This is a genomic window from Chelatococcus albus (assembly GCF_030067675.1).
GTDB classification, from domain to species: Bacteria; Pseudomonadota; Alphaproteobacteria; order Rhizobiales; family Beijerinckiaceae; genus Chelatococcus_A; species Chelatococcus_A albus.
This window is the reverse complement of the sequence record NZ_JASJEV010000006.1, coordinates 116,762-136,531: the sequence shown is the minus strand read 5'-3', so window position 1 is coordinate 136,531 and position 19,770 is coordinate 116,762. Positions and strand designations below refer to the sequence as shown.

Here is a 19,770-nt window from a genome sequence, read left to right as displayed (position 1 = left end):
TTCGTCAAACGCGCCTCGCCGCTTCACGGAGACGCGTCGGGGCATGGAGATCCGCAGCGGGCGTTGCGCCGGCCCGGATCCTCACCGCGGCAGACGCCAGGGCAGGACGAGGAGGCCGTCGTCGCGCTCCTCGACGAGGGCCTCGACGGCGAAGGCATGCGCGACGCCCGCCCGCGTCAGGACCTCGCGCGGGGCCCCCTGCGCCACGAGCCGGCCGCCCTTCAGGATGGCGATCCGGTCGGCGAAACGGGCGGCGAGCGCGAGATCGTGCATCACCACGGCCACCGCCCGCCCCTGCCGCGCCTCCGCCTTGAGGACGTCCATCACCGCGAGCTGATGCTGCGGGTCGAGCGTCGCCACGGGCTCGTCGCAGAGGAGCACGCCCGCCTCGACCGCGAGCGCACGGGCGAGCAGCACGCGCGCCCGCTCGCCGCCGGACAGGGCGAGGACGGAACGCTCCGCCAGCGCTTCGATGTCGGTCGCCCGCATGGCGCGCGCGACCGCCGCGTGGTCGCCCGGCGCGAGAGCATCGGGCTCCGCCCCGTGCGGCAGGCGACCGAGGGCCACCACGGCCTTCACCGGCAGCGGCCAGGCGACCGTACCGCCCTGCGGCAGATAGGCGATGGCGCGGGCCCGCTCGTGCCGGCCGAGCGCCGCGAGATCGCGCCCGCCGAGCCGCACCTGCCCCGCAGCGGGAGGAAGAAGCCCGGCGAGCGCCCTGACAAGGGTCGTCTTGCCGGCGCCGTTCGGACCCAGGAGCGCGAGGAGCTCGCCCGGATGGAGCGCGCAGTCGACCTCCGACAGGATGGCTCGACCCGCGAGCGACACCGCGAGGTCCTGCGCCGTGAGCGAATGGGCGGAAGGCGTGCCGGCGCTCATGCGGGCATCTCCGCGAGCTCGGCGCGCCGGCGCAGGATGATCCAGAGGAAGAAGGGCACGCCGACGAGAGCCGTCAGGACGCCGAGCTTGACCTCGGTCGTGGAGGGCACGAGCCGAACGACGCAATCGGCCGCCGTCAGCAGGGCGGCGCCCGCGAGCGCCGAGGGCAGGAGCGCGCGCTTCGGGTCGTGGCCGACGAGCGGGCGCACCAGATGCGGCGCCACGAGGCCGACGAAGCCGATGGAGCCCGCCACGGCAACGCTCGCGCCCACGCCGACGGCGGAGCCGGCGACGACGAGCAGGCGCAGGCGGCGCAGGTCGACGCCGAGGCTTGCGGCCGCATCCTCGCCGAGCGCCAGCGCGCGCAGGCCCCCGCCGCAGGCGAGCAGCATGGTGACGGCCACCGCCGCGAAGGGCGCGGCGAGCGCCACGTGGCGCATGGTACGGTCCTCCAGCGAGCCCATCAGCCAGAAGACGATCTCGGTGACCGCAAAGGGGTTCGGCGACAGGCTGATGGCAAGCGCCGTCGCAGCCCCCGCGAGGCTCGAGATAACGAGGCCGGCGAGGACGAGGAGCACCGTGCCGGCGCGCGGGCCGGCGGCGAGCACCACCAGCGCGACCGACAGGAAGGCGCCCGCGATGGCCGCCACGGGTAGAAGGGCGGAATAGACCTCGGCGATGCCGAAGTAGAGTACGACGACCGCGCCGAGCGCAGCCGACTGCGAGGCGCCGAAGACGGAAGGCTCCGCCAGCGGATTGCGAAGGAGCCCCTGCAATGCCCCGCCCGCGAGGCCGAAGACGGCGCCGATCATCACGGCGAGCAGCGCCCGCGGCAGGCGGATCTCGCGCACGATGAGGCTTGCGCCGCCCCGGTCCGCGACGAGGGCCGCTGCCGCCTCGCCGAGCGACAACCGCACGGGCCCGAGCGCGAGGGACAGGACGACGAGGATGAGGACGAGAAGCACGAGCGCGGGCACGAGCCAGCCGCCGCGCCCCGCAGCCTCCCCCGTCGTTTTCCTCATGGGCGCCTCACCAGGTCGTGCGCAGGCCGGCGTAGAACGAGCGGCCCGGCGTAGCGTAGTTCCTCACCTCTTCATAGCGCGCGTTCGTCAGGTTTTCTGCGCGCAGGAAGAGGGAGGCCGTCGGCGACAGGTCGTATTCGGCGAGGAGGTCGAGGCGGGCATAGGGGGCGAGGCGGTCCCGCTCGTCCGGCGAGGAGAAGCGCTCGCCGACGAAGACCACGCTCGGCTCGATGGAGAGGCCTGCGGCGGGCGTCAGCACGAAGCCGAGGCGCCCCTCGTTCGCCGGGCGGCGCGGCAGGGCCTTGTCGGTGGTGCGGTCGACGGCGTCGAGATTGGTATAGGCGAGCTTGAGGCGCAGCAGCGCCGGCACGAGCTCGGCGTCGGCGGCGAGCTCGAAGCCGCTCGTCTGGGCGCGGGCCACGTTGAAGTAGCAGCCCCACGGCTGCGTCACGGGGCACACGCCGGTCGCGAAGGCGATGAGGTCGCGGTAGCGGTTGAGGAAGAGGGTGCCCGAGAGCTTCAGGCGCCCGTCGAAGAGGGTCTGGTCGACGCCGGCATCGACGCCGAAGGAACGCTCCGGCGCGAGGCCCGGCGTGCCGTAGGTCGGGTCGTAGAGCTGGAAGAGCGAGGGGGCCTTGGCGCCCGTGCCGGCGCTGGTGCGGAACACCGTCTCGCTTTCGGGGATCTCGTAGGCGAGGGTGGCACGCCAGGTGGCGAAGCGGTCGGCATTCGCGACGTCGTCGAGGCGGCCGCCGAGGGAGAGGGAGAGATTGTCTGCCGGCGACACCTGATAGAGGGCGAAGAGGGAGCGCGTCGTCTGGCGTGCGTCGTTCGTCTTCATGCGCGGCGTCGGCTGCGGCAGGACGGACTGCTGGTGCGAGACGAGCCTCTCCTCCTCGGTGCGCAGGCCGACCGTGAAGAGGCCCCAGCGGTCGAGGGAGAGGTCCCCCTGGTACTCGGCGCCGATGCGGTCGCCCACATAGGCGCTCTTCAGCCACTCGGCCCGCGGCTGGGGGCCGAAGCCGTAGGAGATGTCGCGATAGTCGCGCTCCGTGCGGTTGGCGAAGACGGTCAGCGTGTTCTTCAGTTGATGATCGAAGGCATGGGCCGTGGTGCGCGAGAAGACCTGGGACAGGCGCTGGAGGCTCGCGGAGGGCGTGTCCGGATAGGGGCCGAAGGCGGCGTCGTACTGCGCCCGGGTCACCGCCGTCGAGCCGCCGAGCTCCGTCTCGACGTCGTCGGACAGGGCAACGCCGAGGCGCCCCGTCGCGGCGAAGCGGGCGGTGGCGTCGGCCTCGAGCGGGCGGCCGTAGGCGCGGGTAATGCGGCCGATGCGGTCGCCATAGCGCGAGAAGCCGGCCGTGTCATAGCCCGTCAGGGACAAGGCGTAGAAGAGCCGCCCGCTCGCGCCGGAGACGGCGCCGCGCAGGCCCTTCGAGCCGTAGCTGCCGGCCTCGCCGTCCGCCTGCACCCTGGTCGGACCCTTGCCCCTGCGGGTGATGACGTTGATCACGCCGCCGATGGCATCCGACCCGTAGAGCGCCGACTGCGGCCCGCGCAGGACCTCGATGCGCTCGATATCGGTGGGGATGAGATTGACGAAGTCGAACTCGCCGGCGGCCGCCGACGGATCGTTGACGCGGATGCCGTCGACGAGCACGAGTGTGTGCCGCGGCTCGCTGCCGCGCAGGCGCACCAGGGTGGTGCCGCCCGGTCCGCCCGTCTCGACGACCGAAAGGCCGGGCACGCGCCGCAGCACGTCGGCGACGCTCTTGGGGCTCGCGCGGCGGATCTCCTCGCCGGTGATCACCGAGATGGCGCTGCCCACGCGCCCGATCGCGGTCGGGCCGCGCGTGGCGGTGACCACGATCTCGGGCAGCGCAGCATCAGTGCCTGCGGCCGGATCGGCCTTGGCCGAGAGAGGAAGCGATAGGGAAAGCGCAAGGAACAACGGGCCGGCCGCCGCCACGCGGCGCCGCAACGGGAACGTCATGCGAGCCTCCTGTCCGCCCCACCGGCGGACGTCCATCGAGCCTGACGCCGGCCGGTCTCCTGGCTCGCGGGTCCCTGCGGGCGGCCCACCTTCCCGAACCCCGCCGCGCCAGGCGCTTCAGGGGCCAGTGGTTCGTCGGACCGCCGCTCGCCGCTCACAGTTGCGGGGGCAGCCACGGATTCGGACGCCCGGCCGTCGGGCCGCATCCCCACCGTGTTCCCGTTTCACCCCAGGGCGTACCGGGGCACCAACGTCGGTGCGATCTATATGTCGCTGCCGAGACGGGCACAAGGCCCTACATTTGGCCCAGTACGTCGCGGGTGACAGGGCAGGCGTAGCCGCGTAGCGTGCCGGCCATGTCGCCTTTCGCTCGCAAATTCCGGCTGGGCCGTGCGCTCGCCCTCGTCCTTGTGCTAGGCCTCGCCGCGCCGCCCGTGCTTGCCCAGGAAGCCCCGCCGCGCCGGGTCGTGTCGCTCAATCTCTGCGCCGACCAGCTCCTCATCGCCCTCGCCGACCGCAACCAGATCGCCTCGCTGAGCCCCCTCGCCCGCGACGCGTCGATGTCCTTCCTTGCGCAAGAGGCGCAGAGCCTGCCCGTGAACGGCGGCAGCGGCGAGGTGATTCTGACCGAGGGTGCCGACCTCGTGCTCGCCGGGCGCTACGGCAGCCGGGCGCGGCGGGAATTGATCGAGCGACGGGGTGTGCCGGTCGCGGTGCTCGACCCGTGGCGCGACCTCGACCAGGGCCGGGCGCAGATCCGCGACCTCGCCGCCCGGCTCGGCCACCCGGTGCGGGGCGAGGCGCTGATCGCGGCGATCGACGCGGCGCTCGCGCGCAGCCACAACGTCGCGCGCGAGCCACGCAGCGTGCTCGTGCTCTACCGGCGCGGCTGGGTGCCGGGCGAGGCGAGCCTCGTCGCCGAGTTCCTGCGCCACATGGGGCTCGAGCCGATGCAGGCGCGCCTCGGGCTGCCGCAGGGCGGCCTGGTGCGGCTCGAGCGCGTCGTCGCGATGCCGCCCGACTACGTCCTCCTCGACGAGTCGGACGCTGCGGCCATCGACAACGGCACCGCCCTCCTCGTGCATCCGGCCCTCAAGGCCGCCGTGCCGCCGGAGCGCCGTCTCGTCCTGCCCGGCCGCCTCACCATCTGCGGCGGCCCCTCGACGCCCGCCGCCATCGACGCGCTTGCTGCCGAGATTCGCGCCAAGCTGCGCTGACGCTCCTGACCGCCACCTGGTTCAGGCGCGCGAGCGGGCGAGGGCGAGGATCGCCTCGGTGTCGAGATGCGCCGCCAGATGATCGGCGAGGGCGTCGAGCGTCGCCTCGATGCTCGCCTCGTAGGCGAGGTCCCGCCCCGCCTCCGCCCCGAGGCTCGCGAGGAAGGCACGACGGAAGGCATCGGCCGAGAAGAGGCCGTGCAGATAGGTGCCGACGACGCGCCCGTCGGCGGAAGCCGCTCCCTCCGGCCGCCCGTCGAGGCGGAAGGGGGCGCGCGCCGTGTCCGGCCCTTTGCTGACGCCGAGGTGGATCTCGTAGCCGGGCACGGCGAGGTCCGTGGCTGCATGGGCGGCCGTGACCTGCCGCACCGTCTTGTCGCCGGTGAGCACCGTGTCGACGGCGAGAAGGCCGAGCCCCGGCACGGTGCCGGGCGCCCCTTCGTGTCCCTCAGGGTCAGCGATGCTGCGGCCGAGCATCTGGTAGCCGCCGCACAGGCCGAGCACGCGCCCGCCGCGGCGCCGGTGTGCCATGATGTCGATGTCCCAGCCCTCGGCTCGCAGGGCGGCAAGATCCGCCACGGTGGCCTTCGAGCCGGGCAGGACGACGAGGTCGGCATCGGCAGGCAGGGGCTCGCCGCGCGGCACCAGCACGAGCGACACCGACGGCTCGAGCCGCAGCGGATCGAGATCGTCGAAATTGGCGATGCGCGGCAGGATGGGCACCGCGACCTTGAGGCGCGCGCCGGGCTTGGCGCCCGTCGCGTTCAGGTCGAGGGCGTCCTCCGCCGGCAGGCGGTGCGCCTCGGCAAACCATGGCACGACCCCGAGCCCCGGCCATCCCGTGCGCGCCTCGACGGCCGCCACGCCCGCGGCGAAGAGACTCGCCTCGCCGCGGAACTTGTTGACGAGGAAGGCGCGGATCATGGCCCGGTCGTCCGCGTCGAGCACGGCATGGGTGCCGACGAGGCTCGCGATGACGCCGCCGCGGTCGATGTCGCCGACGAGAATCACGGGCACTTGCGCCGCGCGCGCAAAGCCCATGTTGGCGATGTCACCGGCGCGCAGGTTGACCTCGGCCGGGCTGCCCGCGCCCTCGACGATCACGAGATCGGCCCCCTCGCCGACCCTGGCGAAGCTCTCCATCACATAGGGCATAAGCGCCTCGCGCTTCGCACCGAAATCGCGCGCAGCGAGGCGCCCGAAGCGCCGCCCCTGGACGACGAGCTGGGAGCCCTTGTCCGTCTCGGGCTTGAGGAGCACCGGATTCATGTGCACGCAGGCCGGGACGCGCGCGGCGCGCGCCTGCAGCGCCTGGGCCCGGCCGATCTCGCCGCCCTCCACGGCGGCGGCGTTGTTCGACATGTTCTGCGCCTTGAACGGGTGCACGGCGAGGCCCCGGCGGGCGAAATGGCGGCAGAGACCTGCGACGAGCAGCGACTTGCCGACGTTCGAGCCCGTGCCCTGGATCATCACCGCGGCAGGACGCATCAGAACTCTATCCCCGCCTGCGCCTTCACGCCGGCATCGAAGTGGTGTTTCACGGGAATCATCTCGGTGACGAGATCGGCGGCGGCGATGAGCTCGGGCTTGGCATTGCGCCCGGTGACGACGACGTGCAGGTCCGGCCGTCGCGCCTTCAGCGTCTCGACGACCTCGGCGAGCGGCAGATAGTCGTAGCGCAACGCGATATTGAGCTCGTCGAGCACGATGAGGCGGATGTCCTTGCGCCCCATGAGCTCGACCGCCCTCTCCCAGGCGCGGGCAGCGGCGGCGACGTCGCGCGCCTTGTCCTGTGTCTCCCAGGTGAAGCCCTCGCCCATCGTGTGCCATTCGACAAGGTCGGAGAAGCGTTCGAAGGCTGTGCGCTCGCCCGTCGCCCAATGGCCCTTGATGAACTGCACCACGCCCACCTTCCAGCCGTGCCCGAGGGCACGCAGCATCAGGCCGAAGGCGGCCGTGGTCTTGCCCTTGCCCGGCCCCGTGTTGACGACGAGCAGGCCCTTCTCGATCGTCCTGGCGGCGACCTCGGCATCCTGCACCGCCTTGCGCTTTTTCATCTTCTCGCGGTGGCGGGCGGCTTCTTCCTCGCTGATTTCGCTCATCTGGCCCTCATTTCACCACCATGGGGACGCCCGCCACCGTGAAGACCACCCGGTCGACGACGGCGGCAAGACGCTGGTTGAGAATGCCCGCGTGATCGCGGAAGGCGCGCGCGAGCGCGTTGTCCGGCACGATGCCGAGGCCCACCTCATTGGCGACGAGGACGAGTGGCCGCGTCTCGCCCGCGACGAGCGCGACGAGCCGGTCGATCTCCGCCGGCACGTCGCGTTCGGCCAGGAGCACGTTGGTGAGCCACAGCGTCAGGCAGTCGACAAGCACGGCCGCGCCGGCGGGGGCGCGGGCGAGCGCCCCGGCCAGATCGAGCGGGGCCTCGCAGGTCTCCCAGCCCGCGCCGCGCTCGGCTCTGTGGCGGGCGATGCGGGTTTCCATCTCCGCATCCATCGCCTCTGCGGTGGCGACGTAGATCCACGGCGCCGGACGGGCGCGAATCACCTCTTCGGCGTAACGGCTCTTGCCGGAGCGGGCGCCGCCGAGGACGAGATGGGTGCGGGGATCGTCGGCCATGCGCGAGGCGTCTCACGACCGCCGCCCGTTGGCAAGCCGGCCGAGACACGGCACGGCTGACGATGGCCGGACAGCGCGGCTCCGAACCGGCTCGAAACAGCCGCTCCGCCCGGCGTCGACCAGCCCTCCGAACTCCTCACTCGGCCGCCATGCGCAGCGGCACGGGCGCCTCCGCCCCGTGCGGCGCCGCATCGTCGGCCGGCGTGCCTTCGCCGCGCTCGTCGAGGCGCTTGCGGAACCAGAGGGCATAGAGCGCCGGCAGGAAGAGCAGGGTGAGGAAGGTGGCGACGAAAAGGCCGCCCATGATGGTGATCGCCATCGGCCCCCAGAAGGCCGAGCGCGACAGGGGGATCATGGCGAGGATGGCGGCGAGCGCCGTGAGGATCACGGGGCGCGCGCGCCGCACGGTCGCCTCGACGATCGCCTCGCGCCGCATCATGCCCTGCGCCACGTCCGCCTCGATCTGGTCGACGAGGATGACGGTGTTGCGCATGATCATGCCGGCAAGCGCGATGAGGCCGAGCAGGGCCACGAAGCCGAAGGGCTTGTTGGCGAGGTTGAGCCCGAGCGAGGCGCCGACGATGCCCAGCGGCGCGGTGAGGAAGACGAGGGCGAGCCGCGAGAAGCTCTGCAGCTGCACCATGAGGATGGTGAGCATGAGGATCAGCATCAGCGGGAAGAGCGCGAAGATCGAGGCGTTTCCCTTCTGCGATTCCTCGATGGCGCCGCCGACCTCGAGGCGATAGCCCGGCCTCAGCTCCTTGCGGATATCGGCGAGCTTCGGCCAGATCTGGTTGGTGACGTCCGGCGCCTGCACGCCGTCGACAATGTCGGAACGGACGGTGATGGCCATGTCGCGGTTGCGCCGCCACAGGATCGGCTCCTCATGCCCGTATTCGATCTTCGCCACCTGCGACAGGGGCACGGCGACGCCGTTGCGGCTCGTGACGGTGAGGTCGCCGATGCGCCCGAGGTCGAGCCGCTCGACGGCGACCGCGCGGGCGACGACCTCGACCTTCTCCGTGCCGTCGCGCACCGTCGTCACCGGCGCGCCGGAGATGAGCGTCTGCAGCGCCTGCGCCACGTCCTGCACGTTGAGGCCGAGAGAGCGCGCGCGCTCCTGGTCAACGACGAGCTGGACGGAGGGCGTCTGCTCGTTCCAGTCGAGATGCGGATCGACGGTGTTGCGGTTCGCGCGCATGACGTCGCGCACCTTGAAGGCGATGTCGCGCACGGTGTTGGGATCGGGGCCGACGACCCGGAATTGCACAGGGAAGCCCACCGGCGGGCCGAAGTTGAAGCGGTCGACGCGCACGCGTGCCTCGGCCAGGGCGCCGTTCGCCACCGCCTTCTCGATGCGCGCCTTGATGCGCTCGCGCGCCTCCACGTCCTTCGCCACGATGACGATCTCGGCGAAGGCCTCGTTGGGGAGCTGGGGGTTGAGGCCGAGCCAGAAACGCGGCGAGCCCTGGCCAATGTAGCTCGTGTAGGTGGCGATGTCCGGGTCGTCGCCCAGGAGCTTCTCCGCCGTCTTCGCCGTCTCGGTCGTGACGCCGATGGCCGTCCCCTCGGGCAGGCGCATCTGGAAGAACAGCTCCGGCCGCTCGGACAGCGGGAAGAACTGCTGCTGCACGCGGCCGAAGGCGACGACCGAGGCGACGAAGACGAGCACCGTGGCGATCACGGTCAGCCCGCGCCAGCGCACGCACCAGACGATGACGCGGCGCAGCGCCTCGTACAGACGCGTGTGGTAGATGGCGTTCGGGTCGGCGTGGACGCTGTGGCCGTGCCTGTCGGCGAAGTTCGGCAGGAGCTTCATGCCGAGATAGGGCGTGAAGATCACCGCGACCACCCAGGAGGCGAGGAGGGCGAGCGCCACCACCCAGAAGATGCCGCCCGCATATTCGCCGACGCCGGAATTGGCGAAGCCGATGGGCAGGAAGCCCGCCGCGGTCACGAGCGTGCCGGTGAGCATGGGGAAGGCGGTGGACGTCCAGGCGTAGGAGGCCGCCCTCACCCGGTCCCAGCCCTGCTCCATCTTCACCACCATCATCTCGACGGCGATGATGGCGTCGTCGACCAGGAGGCCGAGGGCGATGATGAGGGCGCCGAGCGTGATGCGGTGCAGGTCGAGCCCCATGGCCAGCATCACCATGAAGACCATGGCGAGCACGAGCGGCACGGAGAGCGCCACGACGATGCCCGTGCGCCAGCCGAGCGACAGGAAGGAGACGAAGAGCACGATGGCGAGCGCCTCGCCGAAGGAGCGCACGAACTCGCCGACGGCGTGGTCGACGACGAGCGGCTGGTCGGCGATCTGCTCGACGTCGATGCCCTGCGGCAGGGCGGCGGTGAATTCGGCCACCGCCGCCTTCAGGTCCTCGCCGAGCTTGAGGATGTTGGCGCCCTTGGCCATGACGACGCCGACGCCCAGCGCCGGTTTGCCGCGCTGGCGCACCATATAGTCCGAGGGGTCCTCGAAGCCGCGCGTCACGGTGGCGATGTCGCCCAGACGGAAGACGCGGCCGTTCGCCTCCACCGGCGTCTCGGCCACCGCCCTGGCGCCGTCGAGGGCGCCGGTGACGCGCAGGGAGACGCGCTGGGCCCCGGTCTCCACCACGCCCGCCGGATTGACGCTGTTCTGCCTCGCGAGCGAATCGAAGATCGCCTGCGGCGAGATACCCAGGGTCGCGAGCTTGGCGTGGCTGAACTCCACCCAGATGCGCTCGTCCTGCACGCCGTAGAGATTGACCTTGGTGACGTTCGGCACCTTGAGCAGGCGCTGGCGCATGGCCTCGGCGACGCGCTTCAGCTGGGCGTAGTCGGCCCCGTCGCCGGTGAGCATGTAGAGGAGGGAATCGACGTCGCCATATTCGTCATTGACGTTGGGCCCGAGGAGCTCGCGCGGCAGCTCGGGCTTCAGGTCGGTGAGCTTCTTGCGCAGCTGGTAGAAGAGCTCGGGCACCTCCTTGGGCGGAGTGTAGTCGCGGAACGACACCTGCATCGCCGTGAAGGAGGGCTTCGTATAGGTCTGCACCTTGTCGAAGAAGGGCAGCTCCTGCAGCTTCTTCTCGATGCGGTCGGCGACCTGGTCCTGCATCTCCTTTGCCGTCGCGCCCGGCCAGATGGCGGTGACGACAGCGACCTTGATGGTGAAGGAGGGATCCTCGGCGCGGCCGAGGCGCAGGTAGGAGAAGATGCCGCCGACGGCGAGCGCGATGATGAAGAAGAGAACCAGGGCGGGGTGCGTCACCGCCCAGTGCGACAGGTTGAACCGGCGCATCGCCCCGACCATCCTTGCTTCGAATGCCGCTCGCGGCGGGAGCCCCGACCGCGGCACCGCCATCGCCTCAGAAGGCCATGGCCTGGACGATCCGCACCTTGTCGGCCGGATCGAGCTTCTGCACGCCGAGCGTGACGACGAGATCGCCCTCGGCGACGCCGCCCGCGACGAGCACATCACGCGCCTCATAGGCGCGCACCGTCACGGGCTTCAGCGCGAGCGCGCCGGTCTTCTCGTCCACCACCCAGAGCGCCGGACCGGCCCCCTGGTTGAACAGGGCCGAGAGGGGCAGGCGCGCCGCCCGCTCCTCGCCGCTGCCGGCGAGCACCAGGGTCGCCGTCATGCCGAGCGAAACCGCCTCGTCTGCCTGCGGGATCGAGAAGCGCGCCTGGTAGGTGCGCGTCGCCGGATCGGCCGCCGGCGCAAGCTCGCGCAAGGTGGCGGCGTAGCGCTTGTCGGGCTTCGACCACAGGGTGACGGAGGCCGCACCGGAGCGGGCGCGCTCCACGAGCGCCTCCGGCACGGCGACCACCGCCTCCTTCTCGCCTAAGCGGGCGACGCGGACCGCCGCCTGGCCGGCCCCGACGACCTGGCCCGGTTCGATCATCGTCGCCGTGACGATACCGGCGGCATCGGCCGCGAGCGTGGCGTAGGAGAGGTTGTTGCGGGTGAGCTCCGCGGCCTTCTCGGCCCGGGCGAGGCGACCGCGCGCCTCCTCGGCCGCGGACTTCTGCCGGTCGTAGGCGGCGTCCGTCGACCAGCCGCGGCGGCGCAGCTCCTCGCCGCGCCGCTCGTCGGCGGTGGCCTGGGCAAGTACCGTGGTCGCGGCGCGCCGCTCCGCCTCCGCCTGCTCGGCCTGCAGGCGCAGATCCGTCTCGTCCAGCACGGCGAGCGCCTGGCCTGCCTCCACCCTGTCGCCCACCTGGACGAGGCGGCGCGCCACCTTGCCGGCGACGCGAAAGCCGAGATCGCTCTCGATGCGCGGGCGGATGGTGGCAACGAAGCTGCGCTCGGGCGTCAGCGCCTCGTAGCGCACGGCGGCGACGAGCACGGGCCGCTCGTTCCTCGGTTTCACCTCGGCGACGGAATCGTTGCAGGCGGCGAGGACGAGCGGCAGAAGCGCCGCGGCGGCGATGGTGCGAAGGCCGGAAACCAGACGGGGGGTGATCGCGGCGGAGACGGCGGCGCCCATGGAGAAGCTCCCGAGAGGGAACCAGCCCGGCGGGGTCGGCGAGGGGTGTTGGGGGGCACCGAGAGCGACCCGCCCGCCGACCGCGCCACCGGGCCGGTCTGCCGGGACGTTAGCTGATGAGTGATGAATGTCAATTTTCATCACTCGATATCGTGCGCTGCGGCATGAAACGCCCGCGCGCGATGTGCGCTGGCACACACGGCTTCTAACCGGGTGCGCCCACGTGCTAAAGCGCGTCGCCAGAGCCAAGTGGAGCACGCGTCATGAATTCCATCCTCGCCGGCCTGCCGACCACCGTCTTCGAGGTGATGTCGCGGCTCGCGCGCGAGACCGGCGCGGTCAATCTCGGGCAGGGCTTCCCCGATGATCCGGGCCCCGCGGACGTGCGCGCCAGGGCGGCGGAGGCCGTCGTCCACGGCTGGAACCAGTATCCGCCCATGCTCGGCCTGCCCGAGCTGCGCCGCGCCGTGGCCGATCACTACCGGGCGCACCAGGGCCTTACCCTCGACGCCGAGGGGGAGGTGATGATCACCTCCGGCGCCACGGAAGCGATCGCCGGCGCGCTCTTCGCCCTCATCGAGCCGGGCGACGAGGTCGTGCTCTTCGAGCCGATGTACGACGCCTATCTGCCGCTCGTCCGCCGGGCTGGCGGGGTGCCACGCTTCGTCACGCTGCAGCCCCCGCACTGGCGGCTGAGCGAGGAGGCGCTCGTCCACGCCTTCTCGCCGAAGACGAAGGTCGTGCTCTTCAACAATCCGCTCAACCCGTCCGCCGTGGTCTATCCGCGCGAGGACCTCGAGCTCCTCGCGCGCTTCTGCATCGCCCACGACGCCATCGCCCTGTGCGACGAGGTGTGGGAGCACGTCGTCTTCGACGATCGCGCGCATGTCCCGCTCATCGGCCTGCCGGGCATGCGCGAGCGCACGGTCAAGATCGGCTCGGCGGGCAAGATCTTCTCGCTCACGGGGTGGAAGGTGGGCTTCGTCTGCGCCGCGCCGGCGATCCTCAAGGTGCTCGCCAAGGCGCACCAGTTCCTCACCTTCACGACGCCGCCCAACCTGCAGGCGGCGGTCGCCTACGGCCTCGGCAAGGAGGAGGCCTATTTCCGCACCATGCGGGCGGGCTTCGAGCGCAGCCGCGACCGCTTCGCCGACGGCCTCAGGCGGCTCGGCTTCACCGTCCTGCCGAGCGAGGGCACCTATTTCCTCAACGTCGACATCGCCCCCCTCGGCGAGACGGACGACGTCGCCTTCTGCCGGCGCCTCGTCGAACGGCATGGTGTCGCAGCCATTCCCGTCTCGGCCTTCTACGCCGAGGGCGCCGTGAAGACCGTCGTGCGCTTCTGCTTCGCCAAGACCGACGCAACGCTGGATCGCGCGCTGGAGCGGCTCGAAGCCGTTGCCGGGCGCGCCGGCTGAGGCGGAGGCGCCGTTCAGGCGGCGGCGCCGGCCGGCAGGAGGTCTGCCATGAACTCCGGCAGCGGCCGCCCCACCGATGCGAGGAATGCCGCCATGCGCCCGACCACGGCGCGGACGGCAGGGCGCGCCGTGACGCGCTCCCGCCAGGCGAGGAGCCCGGGCGTTGCGGCCGTCATGGGCGCGCCCATGCGGGCGGCAAAGAGCTGCGCCATGTAGAAGGCGATGTCGGCATGGGAGTAGCTGCCGGCGACATGGTCGCGCCCGGCGAGCATCGCCTCCATCTCCTTGTAACAGGCGGCGACCGCCGCCCGCGCCGCGACGGCGGCAGGATCGTCCGGCGTCTCCTGAAGGCCCATCAGGCGGATGACGGGTGGAAAGAAGACCTCGTCGGACTTCAGTTCGAGCAGCCGTGCCCGCGCCCGTTCCGCCGGCGCCGCGGGCCACAGGGCGGGCTCCGGCTGGAGATCCTCGAAATACTCGACGATCTGCGTCGAATCGAAGATCTCGAGGTCGCCGTGCACCAGCACGGGGACCTGGCGCTTGGGATTGATGCGCAGGACCTCGGGATGCTTGGGCTCGTAGAGGTTCGTCATGTCGAAGGGAACCATGACGACCTCGACGTCGAGGCCCTTCTCGAGGGCCGCGATCTCGACCTTGGCGCCGAACATGCTCAGGGGACCGGAGTAGAGGCGCATGCGCGCGCCGGCCACGCGATGATCGGGTTTCATGGCGTCCTCCTTGAAGGGGCTGCGAGCTTCCCCCGCCTCCCGACAATAGTCGCCCGGCCATCCCGTCCTGTCAGGAGCGAGAACCCCGCAGGTGGCACCGCGAGCCCCTGTGCTCTGTTGTTTCCGGGACGCCGAGCGCATAGCCTGCCCCTGCGCCGCTTCGGCGCTCCTGCAACGTCCGTCGCCTGACAGGGAGACAGCCCGGAAATGATCCGCGCCGACCTTCTCCGCTCCTTCGCCTCGCTCGCCTTCGGTCTCGTGCTCGCCAGCGCCGCCGCCGCGCAGGAGAAGACCGTCAACGTCTACAACTGGTCTGACTATATCGACCCCAAGGTGCTCGAGGACTTCACCAAGGAGACGGGCATCAGGGTCGTCTACGACACCTACGACAACAACGAGATCGTCGAGACGAAGCTGCTCGCCGGCAAGTCCGGCTACGACATCGTGGTGCCCTCCGGCCCCTTCCTGCAGCGCCAGATCAAGGCCGGCGTCTTCCAGAAGATCGACAAGGCGAAGCTCACGAACGCCAAGAACATCTGGCCGGACATCGCCCAGCGCCTGCAGGTCTTCGATCCGGGCAACCAATATGCCGTCAACTACATGTGGGGCACCACGGGCATCGGCATCAACGTCAAGAAGGTGAAGGAGCGGCTGGGCGACACGCCCTTCAACACCTGGGACATCGTGATGAAGCCGGAGATCGCCGCCAAGCTGAAGGACTGCGGCATCTACATGCTCGATTCGCCGGAGGACCTCTTCCCCGGCATCCTCAACTATCTCGGCCTCAACCCGGACTCGAAGGATCCGAAGGACTTCCAGAAGGTGGCCGACGCGCTCGCCAAGACGCGCAAGAACATCAAGAAGTTCCACTCCTCCGAATATATCAACGCGCTCGCCAACGGCGACATCTGCGTGGCGGTCGGCTATTCGGGCGACATCCTGCAGGCCAAGAAGCGCGCCGAGGAGGCCAAGAACAATGTCGAGGTCGCCTACATCATCCCGAAGGAAGGCGCGCTCATGTGGTTCGACTCCATGGCGATCCCGGCTGACGCCAAGAACGTGGGCGAGGCGCACGCCTTCATCGACTACATGCTGAAGCCGGAGGTGGCCGCGGCGAACTCCAACTTCGTCTCCTATGCCAACGGCGTGCTGCCGGCGAAGGACCTGGTGAAGCCCGAGGTGCGCAACAACGCCGGTGTCTATCCGGACGAGGCCACCTTCAAGCGCCTCTTCACGAACACGGCCTACGACGACAAGGCCCAGCGCGCCATCACGCGCCTGTGGACCAAGGTCAAGACGGGCAAGTGAGACCGGCAAGAGTGATCCGGCGTGCCGGATCGGGTCCGGCGATGGGGTAAGCAAGAAGGCGCTGCGGCCCGGCCGCAGCGCCTTCCTTGTCTTCGCCATGGAGCGGGCGGCTCAGCCGAGGTTGAGCGCCTTGAAGAAGTCGTTGCCCTTGTCGTCGGTGACGATGAAGGCGGGGAAGTCCTCGACCTCGATGCGCCACACGGCCTCCATGCCGAGCTCGGGATATTCCACGACCTCGACCTTTCGGATGCAGTCCTGCGCGAGGCGTGCCGCCGGCCCGCCGATGGAGCCGAGATAGAAGCCGCCGTGCTTCTGGCAGGCCTGGCGCACGGCATCCGAACGATTGCCCTTGGCGAGCATGACCATGGAGCCGCCGGCGGCCTGGAACTGGTCGACAAAGGCGTCCATGCGCCCGGCCGTCGTCGGGCCGAAGGATCCCGAGGCGTAGCCCTCCGGCGTCTTGGCCGGGCCGGCGTAGTAGACGGGGTGGTTCTTGATGTAGTCGGGCAGCGGCTCGCCGCGCTCCAGCCGCTCGCGCAGCTTGGCGTGGGCGAGGTCGCGCGCCACGATCATCGGACCGGTGAGGGAGAGGCGCGTGCGCACGGGATACCTGCTCAGCGTCGCCAGGATCTCCGGCATCGGCCGCGTCAGGTCGATCTCCACCACCTCGCCGCCGAGCGCGGCCTCGTCCACCTCCGGCAGGTACCGCGCCGGATTGGTCTCGAGCTCCTCGAGATAGATGCCGTCGCGCGTGATCTTGGCCTTGGCCTGCCGGTCCGCCGAGCAGGAGACGCCGAGACCGATGGGCAGCGACGCCCCGTGGCGCGGCAGGCGGATGACGCGCACGTCGTGGCAGAAGTACTTGCCGCCGAACTGGGCGCCGACGCCTAGGCTCTGCGTGAGCTTGTGGATCTCGGCCTCCATCGCGAGGTCACGGAAGGCGTGGCCGGCCTCGGAGCCCTCTGTCGGCAGGTCGTCGAGGTAGCGGGTCGAGGCGAGCTTCACCGTCTTCAGGTTGAGCTCGGCGCTGGTGCCGCCGATGACGACGGCGAGATGATAGGGCGGGCAGGCTGCCGTGCCGAGGGTCAGGATCTTCTCCTTGAGGAAGGCCATCAGCCGGTCCTTGGTCAGGAGCGAGGGCGTGCCCTGATAGAGGAAGGTCTTGTTGGCCGAGCCGCCGCCCTTGGCGATGAAGAGGAACTTGTAGGCGTCCTCGCCCTCGGCATAGAGCTCGATCTGCGCCGGCAGGTTGTTGCGCGTGTTCTTCTCCTCGAACATGGAGAGGGGCGCGAGCTGGGAATAGCGCAGGTTCTTCTTGAGATAGGCGTCGCGGATGCCCTCGGCGAGCGCCGCCTCGTCGTCGCCGTCCGTCCAGACCAGCCGGCCCTTCTTGCCCATGACGATGGCGGTGCCCGTGTCCTGGCACATGGGCAGCACGCCGCCCGCGGCGATATTGGCGTTCTTGAGGAGGTCGTAGGCGACGAACTTGTCGTTCGACGTCGCCTCCGGATCGTCGAGGATCGCGGCGAGCTGCCTGAGATGGCCCGGGCGCAGGAGGTGGTTGATGTCGATCATCGCCTGTTCGGCGAGGAGGCGCAGCGCTTCGCGCTCGACGACGAGGATCTCGCGCCCGCCGAAGCGTTCGACGCGCACGCCATCGGCGGTCAGCTTGCGATAGGGCGTCGTGTCGGGACCGAGGGGGAAGAGCGGGGTGTAGGCGGCTTCGGCTGCAGACATGGCCATTCCTTGGCAGGATTGCGCGGGACGATCCCGATGGAGGCGGCGACACCCATGGCGCGGGACGACCGGCGGGCGTTTTACGGGTTCTTTCGCATCATTCCAAGTCGGTCCGGACCTCCTGTGCCTTCAGGGTCTTGACCGCAGGGCGAGGCTCGCGGGACAAGGCATTCATGGTTCGCGTCGAACGGGGCCTGTTCCCCCATCCCGTGCTCGTCGGCGACATCGGCGGCACCAACGCCCGCTTCGCACTCCTGCCGGCGCCGGGCGCCGGGCTCACGCGGCTGCCGACGCAGGCGACGCACGACCACGCCGGGCTCGAGGTTGCCCTCGCCGCCAGTCTGGCTGCCGTGCGGGAAGCCGCCCCCCGGTCCATGCTGCTCTGCGGAGCGGGGCCGGTCCTGGACGGCCGGCGCATCGTCCTCACCAACGCCGGCTGGACGCTCGACGGGCTGGAGATCGCCCGGGGGCTCGGGCTCGCGCAGGGGCTCCTCCTCAACGATTTCGAGGCCCAGGCTCTCGCCCTGCCGGCCCTGCCGGCCGATGGTTTCCTCGACCTGACGCCCGATCTGGCGCCGCGGCGGGGAACGCGTGTCGTGCTCGGCCCCGGCACGGGCCTGGGCGTCGGCGCCCTGGCGGACGTGGACGGACGCTTCCTGCCCCTGCCAAGCGAGGGCGGCCATGTCGGCATCGGCCCCGCGAATGCCGAGGAAGAGGCCTACTGGCCCCATATCGAGCGCATCGACGGTCGTGTGACGGCAGAGACGCTCTTGTCCGGTCCAGGCCTCGCCCGCCTGCATCGGGCGCGCCTCGCCGTGGCGGGCCGGCGCCCCGTGGAGACCGACGGCCCGACCATTACCGAGGCGGCGCTCGCCGGCCATTCGCCCGACTGCCGCGAGACGGTGGCGGCCTTTCTGCACCTCCTGGCGACCTTCGCGGGCGACATGGCGCTCGCCTTCGGCGCGGCCGGCGGCGTGCATCTCTCCGGCGGCATTCTGCCGCGGCTCGCACCGCTCATCGACGCCGCCGCCTTCCGCGCGGCCTTCGCCGCCAAGGCACCCGTCGCCGCCTTCGTCCGCGCGATCCCGCTGCGCCTCGTGACGACACCGGATGCCGTGCTGCACGGCCTCGCCGCCATCGCCGAGCGGCCTGACCTCTATCTTCTCGACTGGCAGGCGCGCCTGTGGCGACCCTGAGTCCGGATCCGGGCGTTGCGGCTACGCCGCTGCGGTGGAGGCCGAGCTCTGGGTGAGCACCGCATAGAGCGCGGAGGCGTCGCGCGTGGCGCGCACTTTCTCCAGCACCCCGGGCTCCCGCAGGATGCGGGCGACGCGGGCGAGGGCCTTCAGATGATCGGCTCCCGCCGTTTCGGGCGCGAGCAGCAGGAAGATGATGTCGACCGGCTGACCGTCCAGCGCCTCGAAGTCGATGGGGCGCTCGAGACGCGCCATCAGGCCGAACAGGCGGTCGATGCGCGCCGGCTTGCCGTGGGGAATGGCGATGCCTTCGCCGATTCCCGTCGAACCGAGGCGCTCGCGTTGCAGGAGCGTCTCGAAGATGTCGCGCTCGTCGAGCCCTGTCAGGCGCGCGGCGTGGGCCGCCAGCTCCTGGAGGGCCTGCTTCTTGCCGTTCACTTTCAGCGCCGGCAGGACAGCGTCGGGCGTGAGGAGATCGGTTAGGGGCATCGTCTCGAAACAGGTTGCGTGCAGCCGCTCCCGGGCGGGGCGCCGGGCGAAGGATCCGGCGAGGCCGACGCTTGGGTCAGGCTTGGTCCGTGGGAGCAGCGGCCGGAGGGTCGACCCAGCCGATGGTCCCGTCGAGGCGACGATATACGACGTTGACGCGTCCACTGCCAGCGTGTCGGAAAACCACCACCGGCTTGCCGGTCAGGTCGAGCTCGACGACGGCGTCGCTGACGGACAGGACGTGCAAGGGCTTGGTCGTCTCGGCCACGACAGCGGGGTGGTAGCCCTCGTCGAACTCCTCCTCCTCGCCGGGAGCTTCGAGCACATAGGCGGGCATGCCCTGGGCGGCCAGAAGCCGGGTGGCCGTGGCGGCCCCGTTGGCGGCACTGCGGTCTCTCAGCCGCCGCTTGTAGCGGCGCAGCCGCTTCTCGATGCGATCGGCCGTCTGGTCGAAACTGACATGGGCATCGTGGGCCATGCCGGAGGCTTCGAGGGTGATGCCCGAGGCGAGATGCAGCACGCAGTCCGTGCGGAAGCCGGTGCCTTCGCGCGCGACCGTCACGTGGCCGGAGTATCCCCCCTCGAAATATTTCGCGATCGCGCTCGCGACACGCTCCTCCACCTGGCCCCGCAGAGCCTCACCGATGTCCAGATTCTTCCCCGAAACCCGCAGTGTCATTGTT

General features: G+C 70.6%; 16 protein-coding genes and 1 riboswitch. Of the genes, 4 read left to right on the top strand and 12 right to left on the bottom strand.

Annotation, left to right across the window (positions count from 1 at the left end; translation table 11 throughout):
* Nucleotides 1-81 precede the first annotated feature (81 nt).
* The 3 genes from QNA08_RS11200 to QNA08_RS11190 are packed head-to-tail and all read right to left on the bottom strand — an operon-like array spanning nt 82 to nt 3,894.
* On the bottom strand, nt 82-879 hold the full coding sequence (locus QNA08_RS11200) for an ABC transporter ATP-binding protein (RefSeq protein WP_283740796.1): 798 nt from the start codon (nt 877-879) through the stop codon (nt 82-84).
* Entirely contained in the window at nt 876-1,901 is a 1,026-nt protein-coding gene (locus QNA08_RS11195) for a FecCD family ABC transporter permease (RefSeq protein ID WP_283740795.1), read from the bottom strand. The genes QNA08_RS11200 and QNA08_RS11195 overlap by 4 nt, the downstream gene beginning before the upstream one ends.
* Nucleotides 1,902-1,908: 7 nt before the next feature.
* Nucleotides 1,909-3,894 (bottom strand): TonB-dependent receptor plug domain-containing protein, encoded by a 1,986-nt coding sequence (locus tag QNA08_RS11190; RefSeq protein ID WP_283740794.1) that lies wholly within the window; start codon nt 3,892-3,894, stop codon nt 1,909-1,911.
* 32 nt (nt 3,895-3,926) lie between these two features.
* Nucleotides 3,927-4,161: riboswitch (cobalamin riboswitch) on the bottom strand.
* 89 nt (nt 4,162-4,250) lie between these two features.
* Between QNA08_RS11190 and QNA08_RS11185 the strand changes: the two genes are divergently transcribed.
* Nucleotides 4,251-5,111 carry an ABC transporter substrate-binding protein gene (locus tag QNA08_RS11185; protein WP_283740793.1) on the top strand — a complete coding sequence of 287 codons (861 nt, stop codon included), beginning with the start codon at nt 4,251-4,253 and terminating at the stop codon, nt 5,109-5,111.
* A 21-nt stretch (nt 5,112-5,132) separates the two neighbouring features.
* Here the strand turns inward: QNA08_RS11185 and QNA08_RS11180 are convergent, their stop codons facing one another.
* The 5 genes from QNA08_RS11180 to QNA08_RS11160 all read right to left on the bottom strand — a co-directional run bounded on the left by QNA08_RS11180 (nt 5,133) and on the right by QNA08_RS11160 (nt 12,211).
* Nucleotides 5,133-6,599 carry a cobyric acid synthase gene (locus tag QNA08_RS11180; protein ID WP_283740792.1) on the bottom strand — a complete coding sequence of 489 codons (1,467 nt, stop codon included), beginning with the start codon at nt 6,597-6,599 and terminating at the stop codon, nt 5,133-5,135.
* A complete protein-coding gene (cobO, locus tag QNA08_RS11175) occupies nt 6,599-7,213 on the bottom strand; it encodes a cob(I)yrinic acid a,c-diamide adenosyltransferase (protein WP_283740791.1) in 615 nt (204 codons plus the stop codon). The genes QNA08_RS11180 and cobO overlap by 1 nt, the downstream gene beginning before the upstream one ends.
* Before the next feature lie 7 nt (nt 7,214-7,220).
* Nucleotides 7,221-7,736, bottom strand: a complete 516-nt coding sequence (gene cobU, locus QNA08_RS11170; protein WP_283740790.1) for a bifunctional adenosylcobinamide kinase/adenosylcobinamide-phosphate guanylyltransferase — start codon at nt 7,734-7,736, stop codon at nt 7,221-7,223.
* Between the two features lie 136 nt (nt 7,737-7,872).
* The gene (locus QNA08_RS11165; protein ID WP_283740789.1) at nt 7,873-11,019 is read right to left on the bottom strand and encodes an efflux RND transporter permease subunit; all 3,147 of its coding nucleotides are present in this window, start codon (nt 11,017-11,019) and stop codon (nt 7,873-7,875) included.
* A gap of 67 nt (nt 11,020-11,086) precedes the next feature.
* A complete protein-coding gene (locus QNA08_RS11160) occupies nt 11,087-12,211 on the bottom strand; it encodes an efflux RND transporter periplasmic adaptor subunit (RefSeq protein ID WP_283740788.1) in 1,125 nt (374 codons plus the stop codon).
* A 263-nt stretch (nt 12,212-12,474) separates the two neighbouring features.
* Between QNA08_RS11160 and QNA08_RS11155 the strand changes: the two genes are divergently transcribed.
* Nucleotides 12,475-13,629 (top strand): aminotransferase, encoded by a 1,155-nt coding sequence (locus QNA08_RS11155; RefSeq protein ID WP_283740787.1) that lies wholly within the window; start codon nt 12,475-12,477, stop codon nt 13,627-13,629.
* A gap of 14 nt (nt 13,630-13,643) precedes the next feature.
* On the opposite strand, the gene QNA08_RS11150 is transcribed toward QNA08_RS11155, so the two are convergent.
* A complete protein-coding gene (locus QNA08_RS11150) occupies nt 13,644-14,357 on the bottom strand; it encodes a glutathione S-transferase family protein (RefSeq protein WP_283740786.1) in 714 nt (237 codons plus the stop codon).
* 207 nt (nt 14,358-14,564) lie between these two features.
* On the opposite strand from QNA08_RS11150, the gene QNA08_RS11145 reads away from it, so the two are divergent.
* The gene (locus QNA08_RS11145) at nt 14,565-15,665 is read left to right on the top strand and encodes a polyamine ABC transporter substrate-binding protein (RefSeq protein ID WP_283740785.1); all 1,101 of its coding nucleotides are present in this window, start codon (nt 14,565-14,567) and stop codon (nt 15,663-15,665) included.
* Between the two features lie 111 nt (nt 15,666-15,776).
* Here the strand turns inward: QNA08_RS11145 and QNA08_RS11140 are convergent, their stop codons facing one another.
* Nucleotides 15,777-17,402, bottom strand: coding sequence for a fumarate hydratase (locus QNA08_RS11140; protein WP_283740784.1), 1,626 nt, complete (start codon nt 17,400-17,402; stop codon nt 15,777-15,779).
* A gap of 173 nt (nt 17,403-17,575) precedes the next feature.
* Between QNA08_RS11140 and QNA08_RS11135 the strand changes: the two genes are divergently transcribed.
* Nucleotides 17,576-18,598 (top strand): glucokinase, encoded by a 1,023-nt coding sequence (locus QNA08_RS11135; RefSeq protein WP_283740783.1) that lies wholly within the window; start codon nt 17,576-17,578, stop codon nt 18,596-18,598.
* A 21-nt stretch (nt 18,599-18,619) separates the two neighbouring features.
* On the opposite strand, the gene ptsN is transcribed toward QNA08_RS11135, so the two are convergent.
* Nucleotides 18,620-19,087 (bottom strand): PTS IIA-like nitrogen regulatory protein PtsN, encoded by a 468-nt coding sequence (ptsN, locus tag QNA08_RS11130; RefSeq protein ID WP_283740782.1) that lies wholly within the window; start codon nt 19,085-19,087, stop codon nt 18,620-18,622.
* Between the two features lie 76 nt (nt 19,088-19,163).
* Complete coding sequence (gene hpf, locus QNA08_RS11125; RefSeq protein WP_283740781.1) at nt 19,164-19,766, bottom strand: ribosome hibernation-promoting factor, HPF/YfiA family; 603 nt, start codon at nt 19,764-19,766, stop codon at nt 19,164-19,166.
* Between the last annotated feature and the right edge of the window lie 4 nt (nt 19,767-19,770).

What these genes read in the sequence shown, in the direction of transcription:
- QNA08_RS11150 (WP_283740786.1), bottom strand. Translation starts at nt 14,357, where the DNA reads ATGAAACCCGATCATCGCGTGGCCGGCGCGCGCATGCGCCTCTACTCC.
- QNA08_RS11185 (WP_283740793.1), top strand. Translation starts at nt 4,251, where the DNA reads ATGTCGCCTTTCGCTCGCAAATTCCGGCTGGGCCGTGCGCTCGCCCTC.
- QNA08_RS11180 (WP_283740792.1), bottom strand. Translation starts at nt 6,599, where the DNA reads ATGCGTCCTGCCGCGGTGATGATCCAGGGCACGGGCTCGAACGTCGGC.
- QNA08_RS11165 (WP_283740789.1), bottom strand. Translation starts at nt 11,019, where the DNA reads ATGCGCCGGTTCAACCTGTCGCACTGGGCGGTGACGCACCCCGCCCTG.
- QNA08_RS11160 (WP_283740788.1), bottom strand. Translation starts at nt 12,211, where the DNA reads ATGGGCGCCGCCGTCTCCGCCGCGATCACCCCCCGTCTGGTTTCCGGC.
- QNA08_RS11155 (WP_283740787.1), top strand. Translation starts at nt 12,475, where the DNA reads ATGAATTCCATCCTCGCCGGCCTGCCGACCACCGTCTTCGAGGTGATG.
- QNA08_RS11195 (WP_283740795.1), bottom strand. Translation starts at nt 1,901, where the DNA reads ATGAGGAAAACGACGGGGGAGGCTGCGGGGCGCGGCGGCTGGCTCGTG.
- QNA08_RS11190 (WP_283740794.1), bottom strand. Translation starts at nt 3,894, where the DNA reads ATGACGTTCCCGTTGCGGCGCCGCGTGGCGGCGGCCGGCCCGTTGTTC.
- QNA08_RS11200 (WP_283740796.1), bottom strand. Translation starts at nt 879, where the DNA reads ATGAGCGCCGGCACGCCTTCCGCCCATTCGCTCACGGCGCAGGACCTC.
- hpf (WP_283740781.1), bottom strand. Translation starts at nt 19,766, where the DNA reads ATGACACTGCGGGTTTCGGGGAAGAATCTGGACATCGGTGAGGCTCTG.
- QNA08_RS11135 (WP_283740783.1), top strand. Translation starts at nt 17,576, where the DNA reads ATGGTTCGCGTCGAACGGGGCCTGTTCCCCCATCCCGTGCTCGTCGGC.
- ptsN (WP_283740782.1), bottom strand. Translation starts at nt 19,087, where the DNA reads ATGCCCCTAACCGATCTCCTCACGCCCGACGCTGTCCTGCCGGCGCTG.
- cobO (WP_283740791.1), bottom strand. Translation starts at nt 7,213, where the DNA reads ATGAGCGAAATCAGCGAGGAAGAAGCCGCCCGCCACCGCGAGAAGATG.
- QNA08_RS11145 (WP_283740785.1), top strand. Translation starts at nt 14,565, where the DNA reads ATGATCCGCGCCGACCTTCTCCGCTCCTTCGCCTCGCTCGCCTTCGGT.
- QNA08_RS11140 (WP_283740784.1), bottom strand. Translation starts at nt 17,402, where the DNA reads ATGTCTGCAGCCGAAGCCGCCTACACCCCGCTCTTCCCCCTCGGTCCC.
- cobU (WP_283740790.1), bottom strand. Translation starts at nt 7,736, where the DNA reads ATGGCCGACGATCCCCGCACCCATCTCGTCCTCGGCGGCGCCCGCTCC.